At 45.3% G+C, this 15,709-nt stretch carries 11 protein-coding genes; 3 read left to right on the forward strand and 8 right to left on the reverse strand.

Features of this window, described 5'->3' with window-relative positions:
• Positions 1-20: 20 nt before the first annotated feature.
• Complete coding sequence (glgB, locus tag NLX82_RS01055) at positions 21-1,943, reverse strand: 1,4-alpha-glucan branching protein GlgB (RefSeq protein WP_068942610.1); 1,923 nt, start codon at positions 1,941-1,943, stop codon at positions 21-23.
• Positions 1,944-2,179: 236 nt separating this feature from the next.
• On the opposite strand from glgB, the gene NLX82_RS01060 reads away from it, so the two are divergent.
• On the forward strand, positions 2,180-3,406 hold the full coding sequence (locus tag NLX82_RS01060; protein ID WP_069080602.1) for a glucose-1-phosphate adenylyltransferase: 1,227 nt from the start codon (positions 2,180-2,182) through the stop codon (positions 3,404-3,406).
• Positions 3,407-3,485: 79 nt separating this feature from the next.
• Here the strand turns inward: NLX82_RS01060 and NLX82_RS01065 are convergent, their stop codons facing one another.
• From NLX82_RS01065 to NLX82_RS01085, 5 genes are all read right to left on the reverse strand, one after another.
• Entirely contained in the window at positions 3,486-4,916 is a 1,431-nt protein-coding gene (locus NLX82_RS01065) for a sensor histidine kinase (protein WP_023988959.1), read from the reverse strand.
• Positions 4,913-5,611 (reverse strand): response regulator transcription factor, encoded by a 699-nt coding sequence (locus NLX82_RS01070; RefSeq protein WP_023988960.1) that lies wholly within the window; start codon positions 5,609-5,611, stop codon positions 4,913-4,915. The genes NLX82_RS01065 and NLX82_RS01070 overlap by 4 nt, the downstream gene beginning before the upstream one ends.
• Position 5,612: 1 nt before the next feature.
• Positions 5,613-6,947 carry a hypothetical protein gene (locus tag NLX82_RS01075; RefSeq protein WP_023988961.1) on the reverse strand — a complete coding sequence of 445 codons (1,335 nt, stop codon included), beginning with the start codon at positions 6,945-6,947 and terminating at the stop codon, positions 5,613-5,615.
• The gene (locus tag NLX82_RS01080) at positions 6,944-7,669 is read right to left on the reverse strand and encodes a phosphonate ABC transporter ATP-binding protein (RefSeq protein ID WP_023988962.1); all 726 of its coding nucleotides are present in this window, start codon (positions 7,667-7,669) and stop codon (positions 6,944-6,946) included. The genes NLX82_RS01075 and NLX82_RS01080 overlap by 4 nt, the downstream gene beginning before the upstream one ends.
• An 82-nt stretch (positions 7,670-7,751) precedes the next feature.
• Positions 7,752-8,909 (reverse strand): MFS transporter, encoded by a 1,158-nt coding sequence (locus NLX82_RS01085; protein WP_071558664.1) that lies wholly within the window; start codon positions 8,907-8,909, stop codon positions 7,752-7,754.
• A 437-nt stretch (positions 8,910-9,346) separates the two neighbouring features.
• Here NLX82_RS01085 and NLX82_RS01090 point away from each other — a divergent pair, with 437 nt between their 5' ends.
• Both NLX82_RS01090 and NLX82_RS01095 read left to right on the forward strand, forming a co-directional pair.
• The gene (locus NLX82_RS01090) at positions 9,347-10,264 is read left to right on the forward strand and encodes a hypothetical protein (protein ID WP_025722652.1); all 918 of its coding nucleotides are present in this window, start codon (positions 9,347-9,349) and stop codon (positions 10,262-10,264) included.
• A gap of 66 nt (positions 10,265-10,330) precedes the next feature.
• Complete coding sequence (locus NLX82_RS01095; protein ID WP_068942617.1) at positions 10,331-11,095, forward strand: HAD family hydrolase; 765 nt, start codon at positions 10,331-10,333, stop codon at positions 11,093-11,095.
• 69 nt (positions 11,096-11,164) lie between these two features.
• Here NLX82_RS01095 and NLX82_RS01100 read toward each other — a convergent pair whose 3' ends face one another.
• Together NLX82_RS01100 and NLX82_RS01105 are read right to left on the reverse strand one after the other, a co-directional pair.
• Positions 11,165-13,513 carry a type IA DNA topoisomerase gene (locus NLX82_RS01100; protein ID WP_076159555.1) on the reverse strand — a complete coding sequence of 783 codons (2,349 nt, stop codon included), beginning with the start codon at positions 13,511-13,513 and terminating at the stop codon, positions 11,165-11,167.
• A gap of 563 nt (positions 13,514-14,076) precedes the next feature.
• The gene (locus NLX82_RS01105; RefSeq protein WP_023988967.1) at positions 14,077-15,564 is read right to left on the reverse strand and encodes a glutamate synthase subunit beta; all 1,488 of its coding nucleotides are present in this window, start codon (positions 15,562-15,564) and stop codon (positions 14,077-14,079) included.
• Positions 15,565-15,709 lie beyond the last annotated feature (145 nt).

Raw genomic sequence — 15,709 nt, forward strand, 5'->3', positions numbered from 1 at the left:
TGTGCTTCCTCCTTATGTGTTTAATCTGCTTTTTTAGGCCTCCGAGGCGCTTTCTTGAGTATAACGATGCTCAGGGGTGGTATGGTCACCTCCAAGCTGTGAAGCTGTCCGTGGCAAGGGATGGGGGCGGTCCGTATTATTCCCGTATTCAGCTGGTCCCTTCCCCCAAAGTCCTTATGATCACTGTTCAGCAGTTCGATATAACTCCCGGCCTTTTCCAGCCCAATTCGGTAGTTCTCTCTGGGCACGGGCTGAAAGTTAATAAGCACGACCAGTGTATCTCCCGGCTTTTTACTTTTACGTAAATACGTAATTACGCTCTGCCCACGGTCCTCCGCCTCAATCCACTGATATCCATCCCACGAATGATCCAGTTCCCATAATGCCTTTTCCTGAATATACAAATGATTCAGCGCTTTCGTAAAAGCGTGCAGCGAACGGTGACTGTCATAATCCAGCAGAAACCAGTCAAGCTGCTCCTCATCCTTCCATTCGATGAATTGGCCGAATTCCCCTCCCATAAATAAGAGTTTTTTGCCCGGTGAGGTGATTTGGTAACCGAGAAGCGCTCGAAGCCCGGCAAATTTTTGCTCATAGCTACCCGGCATTTTATCAAGCAACGACTTCTTACCATGAACAACCTCATCGTGCGACAACGGCAGTGTAAAATTCTCGCTGTACGCATAAGCTATGGGGAATGTCAGCAAATTATGGCGCTCCGGCCTCTGATCGAAATCCGTTTCGATATAATCAAGCGTATCGTTCATCCAGCCCATATTCCATTTGTAATTAAAACCGAGTCCTCCATCGCTTACCGGGGAAGTCACCATCGGCCAGGCACTGGACTCCTCTGCCATCATCAGAGCATACGGATAATAGCGGAATACTGTTTCATTCAGTTGTTGAAGAAAGGCAATAGCCTCCTCATTTTCAATGCCTCCTTTAGAGTTAAAACGATATTGACCGTCCTGCTTTTCAAAATCCAGTCGTAGCATACTCGTCACAGCATCTACGCGCAGGCCGTCAATATGGTACACATCCATCCAGAATAGCGCATTAGATATCAGGAAAGAACGCACCTCCGGCTTGCTGTAATCAAACGTCAGTGTTCCCCAGCCGGGCTTTTCCGCAATCAGCGGATCCGCGTATTCGAACAGGGGCGATCCGTCAAACAGCCTTAATCCATGAGCATCTTTTGCAAAATGGGCTGGGACCCAATCCATCAGCACTCCAATTCCCGCCTGATGGCAACGATCCACCAAATACATAAAATCATGCGGTTCTCCATACCGGCTTGTGAGTGCAAAATATCCGGTGAGCTGGTAGCCCCAGGAAAGATCATACGGATGTTCACTCAGCGGCATTAGCTCAATATGTGTATACCCCATATCGGTCACATAAGGCACAAGAAGCTCAGCTATTTCCCTGTATGTATAAAACGTACCATCTTCTTTTTGCTTCCAAGTGCCCAGATGAAGCTCGTATATGTGCAGAGGCTTTCCATAAGGTGCTCTACGTTTTCGGCGCCAAATCGCATCGTTCCAAGCATAACCATCTATAGAAGCTACCACAGAAGCCGTTGCCGGTCTCACTTCAGCACGTACCGCGTAAGGGTCTGCTTTCAGAAATCGTTCACCGTTTGCACCCGTAATTTCGTATTTGTAAAAAGTTCCTTGGGATATCCCCGGAAAAAAACGACTCCAAAAACCGGATTTGGGAACCCTATATAAGGAATCCTGTTCCCCATTCCAGTTGTTGCGATCTGTAGCAAGCCCGACATGGAGAGCATGAGGAGCCCAGACCGTAAAGCGGACGCCCTGTTCTCCGTTCTCCACAGTAAGGTGGGAACCCAAAGATCGGTAGCTGTGATAAAGCGTTCCTTCATGAAACAAATAAATATCTTCTGATGAAATAGCCTGTTGCGGAAGAGTTTGGTCTGTCATCACGTCACCACCCTTATATGTTTTGTAGGTAAAAATGTATGAATCGGTAATGCATTCGCTTTTGGGTCAAAGCTGACCTGAGTTATTACCCCATTCTAGCCACAATGAACAGAAAAATGACTAGGAAAAAAATAAACCTTAGTTTTGGGGGAATCTTATATACCTTATGGTTTCAAGAGTACCCCATACCGTTTATGTATGTACTACACTGACAACTAAACCGGGAGGGAAACGAAATGTTTAATAAAGAATGCATTGCCATGCTGCTGGCAGGCGGAGAGGGACGCCGTCTTGCTCCCCTTACTTCAACGATTGCAAAACCCGCCGTACCTTTTGGCGGTCATTACCGGATCATCGATTTTCCTCTCAGTAACTGCGTAAATTCAGACATTGATACTGTAGGTGTACTGACGCAATATGAGGCAGAATCCTTGCACGAACATATCGGGGATGGAACACCATGGGGTCTTACAAAAACAGATGACAAAGGAATTACCCTGCTTCCATCTTATAACACAGGTAACGCTGAATACTTAGGAACGGCAGATGCTATTCATAAGAATATCGAATATATTGACAGCCAAAATCCGGAGCATGTGCTTATTTTATCCGGTGATCATATTTACTATATGAATTATCGTGAAATGCTAAACCACCATAAGGAAAAAGGAGCTGCGGCTACCATTTCTGTCATGGAGGTACCTTGGGATGAAGCACACCGTTTTGGTGTTATGAGTGCCGATAAAGATCTGCGTGTCACAGAATTTGCAGAGAAACCGGAGAAACCGGAAAGTAATTTGGCCTCTATGGGGATTTACCTTTTCAAATGGGATTACTTAAGAAATTACCTGTTAGAAGACGCACAGGATGCTCAATCCAGTCATGATTTTGGTAAAGATATCATCCCTAAAATGTTAGCGGACCAAGAATCCTTGTACGTTTATGAATTCCAGGGCTATTGGAAGGACGTGGGTACCGTTAAAAGCCTATGGGATTCACACATGGATTTGTTACAGGATGATTGTGCTATCGACCTTCAACGCAAGGACTGGCCGATGTATACACGTGAACGCCGCACAAGGTTGAGCGCACAAAAGGTACCTAACCGTCAAACACAACCATTGGGCAGCTTGCTGCATGATTCCTGCCAAGTAGAGGGCCGAATAGAACGCTCCGTTGTATTTAGTGGTGTCGAGGTAGGTAAAGGATCAGCCATCAAAGAAAGTATCGTTATGCCTGACACACGCATTGGACGTAACGTCCATATTGAACATGCGATTATCGGTGAAGGTGCTGTGATTCGCGATGGTGCTGTCATTAAAGGTAACCCGGGCGAAATTATGGTCATCGGACCCAATGAAACGGTATTTGGTAAAATGGCGGTACGACCGCAAACTACACGTATGCTGAAAGAAGCTTACGAGCGCAATACACGCTTGCGTGCCGAAGGTTTTACCTCATAACGTACCCCCAAATTAAAAACAGCCAGCCCTCCCGATTGAGAGGACTGGCTGTTTTTCTAATTACACCTATAAGTAGGCTTTAAATCTGTCCTTCAGTAAGTTGTGATGGTTCCACGGATTGTTCTGCTTGCAGAGCAGGTAATGAAACCGTAATCGTAGTTCCAGCCCCCAGTTCACTTCTGATGAGCATCTGACCATGATGACGCTCGATAAACTGTTGCGAGATTGCCAATCCCAGTCCAGTACCACCGTTTTGGTGGTCTACCTGGAAAAAGCGGTCTCTGACTCTGGCAAGATTTTCAGCACTAATTCCAATCCCTGTATCTTGTACGGATATCTCGATATTGCCATCAATCCGTTGTAGAGACAGGAAAATAATTGAGCTTTCATGCGAAAACTTGATAGCATTGTCCACAATGTTCAAAAACACCTGTTTTAGACGGTTACCGTCTCCATGGACGAGATATGCCGTTTCCTCCGAATCCAGCTGAAGTTTTATCTGCTTCATTTCTGCTTTGGCCCATACGTTCAGCATAATTTCCTGCAAAAGCTCCCGTAGATCCACCGTTCCCATCACAAGCTTCATGGCATTCTGCTCCAGCTTGGAAAAATCGAGGATTTCCTCCACCAAGCCAATCAGTCGATCCGTCTCTTTAGAAATAATCTTCATCCCGATTTTCGTCTCTTCCGGGTCATAACCGCCAGAATTTAACGTTTCACTCCAACCTTTAATAGATGTAAGCGGAGTACGCAATTCATGAGATATGGATGATATAAAATCATCCTTGATTTGATTTGTTCTGACAATTTCCTGTGCCATATAGTTCAGAGTCGAAGCCAGTTCACCCAACTCATAGCGATAATCGCCTTCAATGCGTGCATCAAACCTCCCCTGAGCCATCTGAGCAGATACATCGCGGATATTATTAATTGGTCTAACAATGGAATTCGCGAGCCCTGTACTGACCACAAATACAATAACCAGTACAGCTGCCATGATGCCAAGAGAAAACAGCGTAATCGTAAACAACTTATCATTTACCAATTCCAGCGAAGTCGTATACCGAATAACATACACCTGGTCTCCGACGATATTGTCCAGTTTTTGAGATACCGCCATCACCTGCTGCCCCGTACTCGGTTGCTTTCCGATCCATTTGCCCGTATCTCCAGCTAATGCTTGTGTCACATCACTTGTTTGCACACTTAGATCTGCTGCAAAATTAGTCGAGTTATCAATTACATTTCCCTGTTCATCAAGCAACTGCAGTTCAGTGAAGGGCAGAGAAAATGTATTTAACAAATACGATTGCAAAGACTGTTCCGGCTCTTTGAATTTGGGTGCAAATTCACTTACCGATTCGATACGGCTTTCGATATGTTTGTAAATGGAATCGTAATAGTACGACCGGAGTGCAAACATAAAAATGACTTCTACTAACAGAAGCGCCAAGAACACTACGAAAAAATAGTGAAGCACAATCTGTCGGCGAATCCCCTTTTTGATCATTGAGACTGACCTTTCCATTTATATCCATGTCCCCACACTGTTTGTAAAAAAGCTGGCTCAGATGGATTGTTTTCAATTTTCTGCCGCAAACGTCGGATGTTCACATCCACAATTTTCGGATCGCCCATATATTCCTTGCCCCATACGTGATCAAGTAGAACATCTCGGCTGAGCGGCGTGTTTTCTTTTTCGAGAAAAAATTGAATCAGGGAAAACTCAGTCGGTGTCAACTCGATCAGCTGCCCGCTCTTCTTAAATTGCTTAGCAATCAAATCTAGCGTAAACGGTCCAGACTGGAAGGACACTTTGGCTGCTGTTTCACGATGTACATTCACCCGACGCAATAACGATTGAATCCGTGCAATCAGCTCCGTCGGGCTAAAAGGTTTACTCACATGGTCATCGGCCCCTACAGACAAGGCATACACCTTATCCTGCTCCTGTACCTTCGCTGTGAGAAAAATAATGCCGATGCGCTCATTCGTTTCCCGGATTCTCCGACAGACTTCAAAACCATCCATACCGGGTACCATTACGTCAAGCAGTGCAATATCAATATCCCGCACCGTGTTCAAAATATTCAGAGCCTCATGCCCTTCCGACGCCTCCAGCACCTCAAAACCGTTACGTTTCAAGTTAATGACAATAAAACTGCGAATGGATTCCTCGTCTTCCATGATTAAAACTTTACTCACTCTACTCTACCTGCCTTTCCCCCATCTTGTTTTTTATGGTTTTACGCGGTTCCAGCTCACTGGATCGCTTAATGCCAATGACCTGCGCATTCGTTCGCCACAGTTGGCTATACCCTTCGTTGTTTCGCTCCCATTGTGACAACGAGAAAAATTTAATTTCCGCTATCGTTTTGTCTGTATCATCCAAAATGAAGCGCAAATAGCTGTCCTTCTTCGAAACTTTCGGATCAATCGTCACCTTGCCATGCAGCTCTTTCGGTAATCTGAAGTAGACCTGTTCATTAGAATCACGATACTGCTGCTGCTTAAAAATCGTCCCTTTCGCCCCGTCCCACTGATAGAACGACACAAAATATGGAACCTCATCCAGCGGCTTGTTACTCCAACCTTTTGGCTTCTCCAAATTACCAAATTCCAGAATACCGTCACCATCCACATCACCACTGGCGATGGTCGCATCCTTGAAGGTGACATCCATAAGATTAAGCTTCCTGAGCTTGCCGTGATCCATCACAATGACATTGGAGACGGTAGTGGTCTGGGCAATTTTGGTATCTATAACAATCCCCTGCCTACCCTCGGCTACCTTGCCAGCAACGACATTATAGACACCTAAGACCTGACTGTCCAAATCCAACGATCCGATTTCCTTAAAGGTTCCCCCACTGAATTGAAATGTTTTAACTGTAAAGAATTCATTACGTCGCAGCGTGATAATCGTCAAATCATTCAAATTATCCCCGTTCAAGTCCATCTTGTTATGGTTAAAATCATCTACGACGAAGTCCGTATAGCCTGTAGCATATATTTTCTCCAGAGTTCCTCCGGTATAGGAATACACGATGAGTCCCTTCTGATCCCCGCCATCGCCACTATCTCCACTGGAAAAACCCGCTACAATATCGAGTGTTCCATCATTCGTTAAATCCACGAGCTTAAATGACTCTAGCACAGTGCCTTCCCCATCAAACGTTAGCTTCTTTACCCACGTTCCGCCCTGATCTTCAAACAAGGCACCATGTATTTTTACGCTCTCATCTGGCGTTTCATAAAAGAGCACTGCTTCGTCTGTGCCATCATTGTTCAGATCACCCGTCCGAATTGGCGTCGGGTCATCTGGGTCATTCGGTCTTAAAGGCTGTACCGCCCCTAGTTGCGTATTCACTGCACCATTCAACTGCTGTTTCTCGTCAGACATCGTCGGTGTCTCCATCAGCGAAATGGGATCGCTAATAACATTACAGCCGCTTAAAAATCCAGCAAGGAGCAGCAAGGAACAGCAGCCAGCTACCATTCTCAACAGCATTATTTTCACTTCTCTTGCCGTCCCCTTCACAATTTGTTCTTTTCTGCTTGTGTCAATCGTCTTCCCTGAATATCAAACACCAATTCACCATCATTCAACCCCCATATACGGGAAGCAAAGCGTTCAGCCATTTCCAGCGGCAATACAGTAATGATCGTCACCCGCTCGTCAGAACACAGCTTGCGAAAGGTCTCCAATACATGCGCTGCCGAAGCTGGATCAAGTCCATTTACAGGCTCATCAGCTAAAATAACTTTGGCTCCGTGCACGAGAGCACGCGCAGTCGCTACCCGCTGCCGCTCGCCACCGCTGAGCTTGTCGCATTTATCATGCGCCTTATCCAGCAGACCCAGATCTTCCAGTACGTCCATCGCTCCCATGTAATCGTCGGAACGCACCATACCGGTCACCATTCTCCACATTGGAGTTTGACCGGATCTGCCAATGAGCACATTTTTAAGAGCGGTTCGATTCATATTTAGATGCGGGTTTTGCTCCAGGTATGCCCATTCCCGCTTTATTTTCATCTTGCCCGTCCACCCGGATTTCAGCACATCATTGCCACCTACAATTAAACTGCCTTCATCCCATGGCTCTAGTAAAGCAAGACAGCGAAGCAACGTCGTTTTGCCGCTTCCACTTGGCCCTACTATGGCAATGAATTCGCCCTGATGAATTTCAGCATCAATTCCTCGAAGTAGCTGGGTCCGTTCAGGCCCCACTTGCTTGGTCAGCTTCCGAATTTTAATCATCTAAGTGATTCCCCTTTGCGCGCCATCAATACTGTTTATATTTTATAGTAAATGTGAAACAAATACCATGCAAACCGCAGTTTTAAACCGCCGGTACTCTTTTTCTGGAAAACAGACCTAACAATCCGAAAACAACGTAACTACCTCCAAGGACAAGAAACATGCTGCCTTGAGTTCCATAGTCCAGCAATCCTCCGCTAATATTAGGTCCGATCACACTTCCCAGATTAAAGTGAAAGGATGCCAGTACATTAGCGGCTGCTAAAAATGATTTGGGCAGCAGATCAGCGGCATAGGCCAAACCGAGGGAGAAAAAGGAGCCTACTAAACCACCTGCTAGGGTCAGCAATATCAAAGTGAACATAAAATGATTACCGCTCCATGGTAGCAACATAAAGGTCATTCCCCCTGCTATACCTACGCTCATTAGCACCTTTTTACGTCCCCAACGGTCACTCAATATCCCTAGCGGTAGCTGCAGCACTAACCCTCCCAAACTGACGAACGGTAGCAAGACGGCGATTTCATCGGTATGAAAGCCAATACGTAGGCCATAGACTGGAAAGTTACTGTTCAGGCTCGCTTCCATATAGCCGTATAGAAATGCTGGCAAAAGAGCGTACCATGCCCAGCTGTAACTGCGACGAAATCTTTGAGTGGGACGTGCCTCGGACTCCAACTTCTCCGGTCTGGAGTCCGGCAGCTTAATTAACACCAACAGCAAGACAAGCAAGCACAATAAGGCCAACGCAGCGAATGGAACCAGCATTCCATAATCGAGTAGCCATAATCCCAATGGTCCTAATGCAAAACCCAGACCGTATGACATACCATAAAAGGAAATGTTGCGGCCTCGCTTCTCTGCTGGAGTCACCAGCAATATCCATAGCTGCGCAGAGTAGTGCAGTGCACTGTCACCAATACCTACTAGCAGACGCAGTACGAACCATACCCGAATATCAGGGATTAGCGGGAACAGCAGCAGCGTAATGAGCACTAGCACAAGCCCTCCGGCCATCAGCTTTTTGAACCCCAACAAGCCCAATGTCCGTTCTGCCACCAACGTCATTGCGAATGAGCCAATATACAGGGCAGCCGCATTCATTCCGTTTAGTGAAGATGAAACTCCCATTTGTTCCAACGAGATAGACAGAATAGGTAATAATAAACCTTGGCATAATCCAGCAACAATAATAACAGCAATTAAAATAAAATAATGAACCCGTAACGACGACGACATCCTAGCTCCTCCTGATCGAACAAATAAAATAATTAAAATCAATGTTAAGAAATGATTTGCATTTGATTCCATAATCAATAATAATTCTTATCACTATGTATTCCATACCGTCCTGCAAAACCGACAAACACATACAAATTCAGGTGTAATTAGTGTATTAAAGAATAGAAGAAAAAAATCGCCATCTGAGATGACGATTTTACGGAAAGAGCTTGTCTGGTATGTATCCAACTCCTTTGGTTAAGGAGCCTCGTATGTTCAATCCGAACCCATTCACGTCACAACGCACTATTTCATATTATAGTGGACAATCCCTGGCAGAACAAGCCATAATAAATAAGTGAGCAATTATTAAAATGCTCATGTTTTGCTTATGGACGGGCTTAATTACGTTCACCGCTCTGGGCTAGAAGACAGAATAGGAGGCATTGGGTTCCATGAGTTATCAAATTAAAATAGACACTTCTCCAATTTATGAATTGCTCGGCAGCTTCATGGCCTATGTGACTAAAAAGTGGGTCCAAGATATGGACTTGGGCCATGAATGGATCGACAAGGTGGATGCACGACTACAACATGAAGTTCGTACTGAGCTTGCTACAGCTCAGGATTGCCCTTTTAGCGATTATGACGCACTCTATGCCTGGGCGTTACTTCGACCGGAATCGGATGAAATATCTGATTATATCTCTTATTTGGACCACGGTCCGGATAAAGATATGTTTGAGCTGCTCGTTCCGCATATCCCTTTTTTAACCTTTGAAGAATCTTTACGCATTCGTAAGGTATACGCACCACTCCTCAGATTGTGGGATCGTGATTATTTTCGAGCCTTGGAAGGCGAACTACGTGTGTTGGCAGAAGAAGACGCTGCGGAAAAGCGCATGCTACTGAGTAAAATGGAACCAGAAGCGCTGGTTGAGTATGCGACAGCTGGACTAGTCGTGCCACACATGGAAGACCTGGATACAGTAGTCCTATTTCCGGTTGTCCATAATCGCCCGATTAATTCATACTGTTTTTATACCCGCACACTGCTGATCCAGTATCCGGTAGATATTCCCGAGGAGAGCGAGGAAGAACCGCCTACGCTTCTGCTACGGCTCACTCGTGCGGTCAATGATCCGCAGCGGCTGCGAATTCTGCGTTATGTAGCTCAAGGTCCTAAGTCTCTCGAAGATATGCGCCATGATTTGAGCCGTTTGGAAGATACACTCATGTCTGATATGATGATTTTACGAGTGGCTGGTCTGCTCCGTATTCACATCGGACGTTATCATAAGGAAAAATTCAGCATCCGTCCCGATGGCGCGGCTGATTTACAGGTATTTTTGGAATCCTATATTGGATTGTAATTTGAATTGTACTTTTAGTTATAACCAAAGCAGCGTTAAAGCTTTGGCTTGGAAGGAGTATGCATCATGTCGTATCCGAAGCAGCACATTTTATTTGATCTTGATGACACCTTAGTCCACTGCAACAAGTATTTTGACCTTATCCTCAACCACTTTTTCGATTTGCTTCAGGAATGGTTTGCAACTCATAATCTAACGAAAAATACGATTCGTGAAAAACAAATCGAAATTGATGTGGCTGGAGTTCATCAAGTGGGCTTTGCCAGCGAGCATTTTCCACAATCTCTGATAGATACGTATCAATTTTTCTCGGAACAATTCGGACGCCGTCTCGATTTTCGGGAAGAGCAGGAGCTTCGCTCTCTTGGCCGAAGTGTGTACGAACAGGAAATCGAACCGTATCCAGGCATGGTCGAAACGTTGAACTCCCTCCAAAAAGCAGGGCATTCCCTCCATCTTTATACTGGGGGTGAGCAGATCATTCAAGAAAGAAAGATTGAACAAATGAAACTGGCTACCTACTTTAATGAGCGCATCTACATTCGCCAGCATAAAAATGTCGAAGCACTGGAAGAAATCATCCAGATGAATGGCTTGGACCGAAGCATCACCTGGATGATCGGGAATTCTCTGCGCACTGATGTATCTCCAGCCCTTGCCGCAGGTATTCATGCTGTGTATCTCAAGCAGCCTAAGGAATGGATTTACAATATGGTTGAATTGCAAAAAAACGTGAACTCCGTGATGTATACGATACAGAAGCTAACGGAAGTACCACGAGTTATCCACGAAAGCATACAATTGCATCAACAAAAAAGGACCCTCGGATAGGGTCCCTTTTTTGTTTTTAAAATGTTATTCAACCTTTGATTCAGCCAAAATGGTGGTCTAAACCCTGTCTCAGGATTCCTCTCGAACGCTAAGTTGTCCTGTACCTGGTTCATTCAGAACAATTCGCGCTTTGACGGTCGATCCATCTTTACGCTTAAAAGACAACAATTGCGTCTGTCCCTTCGTCAACAGAGATTTGAGCATCGTTCCGGTAATCTGCTTTCCAGCATATTCCTTCCAGACGACAAAGCCACAACCCTGCTTGTAGTGGCTGCACCCATACCCTTTGCGGCCTTCTATAATGCTTCCGCCGCAATTAGAGCGTGGGCAGCTACCCAAAGCTTGCCTTTGGCTCACCGAAAAGCCTGAGGCTCCTTCGGAGGAGCTGCGTGCAGCGGAACCCGCTGTTCCCGCAGCACGACTTGCTGGTGCTGCTGCCTGCTCCAGCGTTGCGCTTCCACCGCGTCCTGATGTAGCACGCCCCACCCCTTTAGCGGCGGTGCCTCCACTCGCGCGTGCATTACGTGCGCCTTCTTTTCCAGCTGCACGCTTTCCCCTTGCTTCCTCGCCAAAGGCATTTGCCGGAGCCGGTGGCTGCTGCCTCACCTTGTCAATGATGGACAACGTAAATCTTTTAACGTTATCCATAAACTTCTCTTGAGCCGCCTCTCCTTTGGAAATTTGGTGTAGACGACGTTCCCATTGACCAGTCATCTCCGGCGAGGCTAATAGATCAACCCCAGCATGACGGATCAGGTCAATAGCCATCTTTCCCTTTTCCGTAATAAGAATCTTTTTGCCCTTCATTTCAATATAGCCAACCTTTTTCAATCGTTCAATTGTGGCGGCCCGCGTCGCAGGTGTGCCTAAACCGGCGTCCTTCATGACCTCACGCAATTCCTCATTCTCCATCTGTTTGCCCGCGCTTTCCATCGCCTTAAGCAATGTACCCTCCGTGTAGCTTTTAGGGGGCTGAGTCGCCTTTTCTTTCATCTCGGCCCGAACACAATCCACGGGACGCCCCGCATCAATCTCAAACTTCTTATCCGTCCACTCGTCCGTTTCCTCTTCATCCTCTTTTTTCGGTGATTTGCTCTTTTTACCTTTATCCTGATCAACCTTACTTAAAACTACTTTCCAACCCAAGGAAAGAAGCTCTTTGATATTTGTTTTAAACAGATGCTTGTCCACCTGCGTCATTACGGTATGCATTTTATATTCAGCAGGCGGGAAAAAATGTGATAAAAACCTGCGAATAACCAGGTCATATACATTTTGCTCCTCCTTGCTTAGCGTTCCTGGCCTTTTTAACGTCGGCAGAATAGCATGGTGATCCTCAACACGAGATGGATTGCAGACCGATTTATTCTGTTTATGGACCAAATTGGGGTTGGCTTGTTGTACCAGATCAGCATAAGGACCTGTCCCCAGCATCCGTAGTGCCTTGTGCATGCCGTCTATATTTTGCTCTGTCACATAGTTAGAATTGGTACGCGGATAGGAAATGACCTTGTGACGCTCATAAAGCGCTTGTGCCACATCCAGTGTTTTTTTGGCCGAATAACCGTACTTGGCATTCGCCTCGCGTTGAAGCAGCGTTAAATCGTACAATTTAAAAGGATACTCTTTTGTCTGCTTAGTATCATATTTGATGATTTTACCTGTTTTTCCACGAACGGCCGCAGCGATCGCCTCAGCTTCCTCTGGCTTCGTCAACCGATCCCCCTGCCACGCACCTTTGTACTTGATCTGTTCTTGCTTAAATTCAGCCCACACATCATAGAAGGTTTGAGACTGAAATGCCTCAATTTCCTTTTCCCGGTCATGAATCAGTGCCAGCACGGGAGTCTGCACCCGTCCTACTGACAGCAGTGTATTATGTCGTGTTGTGAACGCTCTGGAAGCATTCATTCCGATCAGCCAGTCCGCTTCACTTCGTGCCCTCGCAGCTTGAGTCAGAAATTCAAACTCCGAAGCATCTCGCAATCGTTCAAAGCCTGTCGCAATACTTTCCGCTGTCAAATCTGAAATCCACAGCCGCTTAACTGGCTGATGCAACTTCAATTGCTGCTGAATCAACGCAAAAATATATTGCCCTTCCCGTCCAGCATCACAAGCATTTACGATAGCATTGCAGCGTTTAGCCAGTTCACCAATCATTTTCAGCTGATCTTTTGTTTTCGGATTCGGTACAATTTTGAACTGCTCAGGGATAATAGGAAGATCCTTAATATTCCATCGTTTGTACTTATCATCGTATGCATCCGGCTCAGCCAAACCCAACAAATGTCCGATCGCCCAGGTTACAATGTATTTCTCACCTTCCAAATAGGTACGGTTATTTTTAGCCCGCGGCTCCATAACAGCGGCAATCGTCCGTCCCATATCTGGTTTCTCAGCAATAATCAACGTCTTCATTCATACTCCATTCCTTCCTGACGGCCTTCTGTTTCTCCTCCATGAATCATACATATACATGGAATGTTAATGAAAACACAGGTATCCTGGCCTCATGCAAAAGGAGCCTTCTCCCGATGAAAGCTCCTTTGTAAATTCATTTAGTCAAACGCTTCAACAATATACGTGTATTATACCATAGATGCCATGCTTCTCTCAGGTCATGATTTTAAACAGTCAATAAAAGTTATGTATATGTTAGTTTATATTACATAAATATCGGATTTTATCTAATTTTCTTGTGAATTAATTCTTTTTTCTATAAAAAAGCTACACTAAACACTCTTTTTTATGTTATGATCATTTTATATAAGAGATATATGATTACACAACTGAATAAAAGTCATATTATATAACATACATTTCACAATACTTTACATACCACCATAGAAAATTAATTGAGAAAAATATTGTAGACCAATAAACATTTATTCATCTTTCACTTCTGAGACACTCAGCTTGAAATACAATAAAACCCCATCCGAAGATGGAGCTTTGACTGATCCGTAACATAAAATTTATAATTACACCAAAACGGTAGCGCCCATGAGGTATTTATCAACCTCTCGTGCAGCTTCGCGACCTTCATTAATAGCCCACACGACAAGACTTTGTCCGCGACGCATATCACCTGCAGCAAAAACCTTATCTACATTGGTAACATATTTTCCATAACGTGCTTTAACGTTGGAGCGACGATCCGTCTCCAAACCAATTTGCTCTACAATCGTTTGCTCAGGACCATCAAATCCAATGGCAATAAGAGCAATTTGTGCAGGGAATATGCGCTCCGTACCTGGAATCGGTTGATAGATTTTGCGGCCCGTTTCATCAACAATCCGTTGAATTTGAATGGTGTGTAGCTCTTTCAAATTACCGTTCTCATCACCTACAAATTTGGTCGTCATGATGGAGAACTCACGCGGATCTTCTCCGAACAGCGCCTTCGCTTCTTCCTGTGCATAATCGAGAGAATACACGTTTGGAAATTGTGGCCAAGGATTGGCAATCGGGTCACGCTCCATAGGCGCTTTGGTGTGAGTACCAAATTGAGTGACACTCCGACAACCATGACGCAAAGAAGTAGCTACACAGTCTGAACCCGTATCACCACCACCGATTACAATAACGTCTTTACCTTGGGAGGACAAATAGTTGCCATCTTCCAGGTTGGAATCCAAGTAACTTTTGATGGTACCATTCAGATAGTCCATCGCATAATGAACACCCTTCAAATCGCTACCTTCAATGTTGAATTCTCTTGGCTTCGTAGAACCACCGCATAGGACAACCGCATCATATTCAGCAATCAACTGATCGGTAGGGATATCTTTGCCGATTTCCGTATTTGTGATGAATTGAATACCTTCAGCCTCTAGCAAATCCACACGCCGCTGAACAACCTTCTTATCCAATTTCATAGACGGTATTCCATACATCAATAATCCACCCACACGGTCCGCACGCTCATACACAGTCACGCTGTGCCCTGCTTTGTTAAGCTGAGCAGCTGCAGCCAAACCTGCCGGACCCGAACCAACAACAGCCACACGTTTGCCTGTACGCTTTTCTGGCGGATTAGGAACGACCCAACCTTCCTCAAAGCCTTTTTCGATAATAGCTTCCTCAATGGTTTTAATTGTAACAGACTGTCCGATCAGGCCGACTGTACACGAACCTTCACATGGCGCAGGACAGACACGACCTGTGAATTCCGGGAAGTTATTCGTTTTGTGCAGCCGCTCTAGTGCTTCCTTCCACAAACCACGATATACGAGATTGTTCCATTCCGGAATGAGATTATGAACCGGGCAGCCTAAAGTTGCTCCCATGATATCCATCCCCGTATGACAATAAGGAGTTCCGCAGTCCATACAACGCGCCCCTTGGGTACGCAGCTCTTCTTCGGACATATGCTTATGGAATTCTTCCCAATCCTTTATACGCTCTGCCGGGTCCCGGTCTGTAGGAAGCTGCCGTGTGTATTCCATAAATCCAGTTGGTGTAGACATGTTACGTTCCCCCATCTCTTCGCTTATGAACCCCGATCATCCATTCAGAATTTAAGTCAAATTCGAATTTGTCTGTTTGTATTATGAAAGGGTCTGTTCTCGTTGAATTTGATTTATTGTATCACAATACAGCGTAAAAGTGATG

This window comes from Paenibacillus sp. A3M_27_13 (assembly GCF_024213315.1).
In the GTDB taxonomy this organism is placed as follows: Bacteria; Bacillota; Bacilli; order Paenibacillales; family Paenibacillaceae; genus Paenibacillus; species Paenibacillus polymyxa_B.

Bases quoted from the DNA above. Each gene is read 5' to 3' on its own strand.
- glgB (WP_068942610.1), bottom strand. From the start codon at position 1,943: ATGACAGACCAAACTCTTCCGCAACAGGCTATTTCATCAGAAGATATT.
- NLX82_RS01060 (WP_069080602.1), top strand. From the start codon at position 2,180: ATGTTTAATAAAGAATGCATTGCCATGCTGCTGGCAGGCGGAGAGGGA.
- NLX82_RS01065 (WP_023988959.1), bottom strand. From the start codon at position 4,916: ATGATCAAAAAGGGGATTCGCCGACAGATTGTGCTTCACTATTTTTTC.
- NLX82_RS01080 (WP_023988962.1), bottom strand. From the start codon at position 7,669: ATGATTAAAATTCGGAAGCTGACCAAGCAAGTGGGGCCTGAACGGACC.
- NLX82_RS01085 (WP_071558664.1), bottom strand. From the start codon at position 8,909: ATGTCGTCGTCGTTACGGGTTCATTATTTTATTTTAATTGCTGTTATT.
- NLX82_RS01090 (WP_025722652.1), top strand. From the start codon at position 9,347: ATGAGTTATCAAATTAAAATAGACACTTCTCCAATTTATGAATTGCTC.
- NLX82_RS01095 (WP_068942617.1), top strand. From the start codon at position 10,331: ATGTCGTATCCGAAGCAGCACATTTTATTTGATCTTGATGACACCTTA.
- NLX82_RS01100 (WP_076159555.1), bottom strand. From the start codon at position 13,513: ATGAAGACGTTGATTATTGCTGAGAAACCAGATATGGGACGGACGATT.
- NLX82_RS01105 (WP_023988967.1), bottom strand. From the start codon at position 15,564: ATGTCTACACCAACTGGATTTATGGAATACACACGGCAGCTTCCTACA.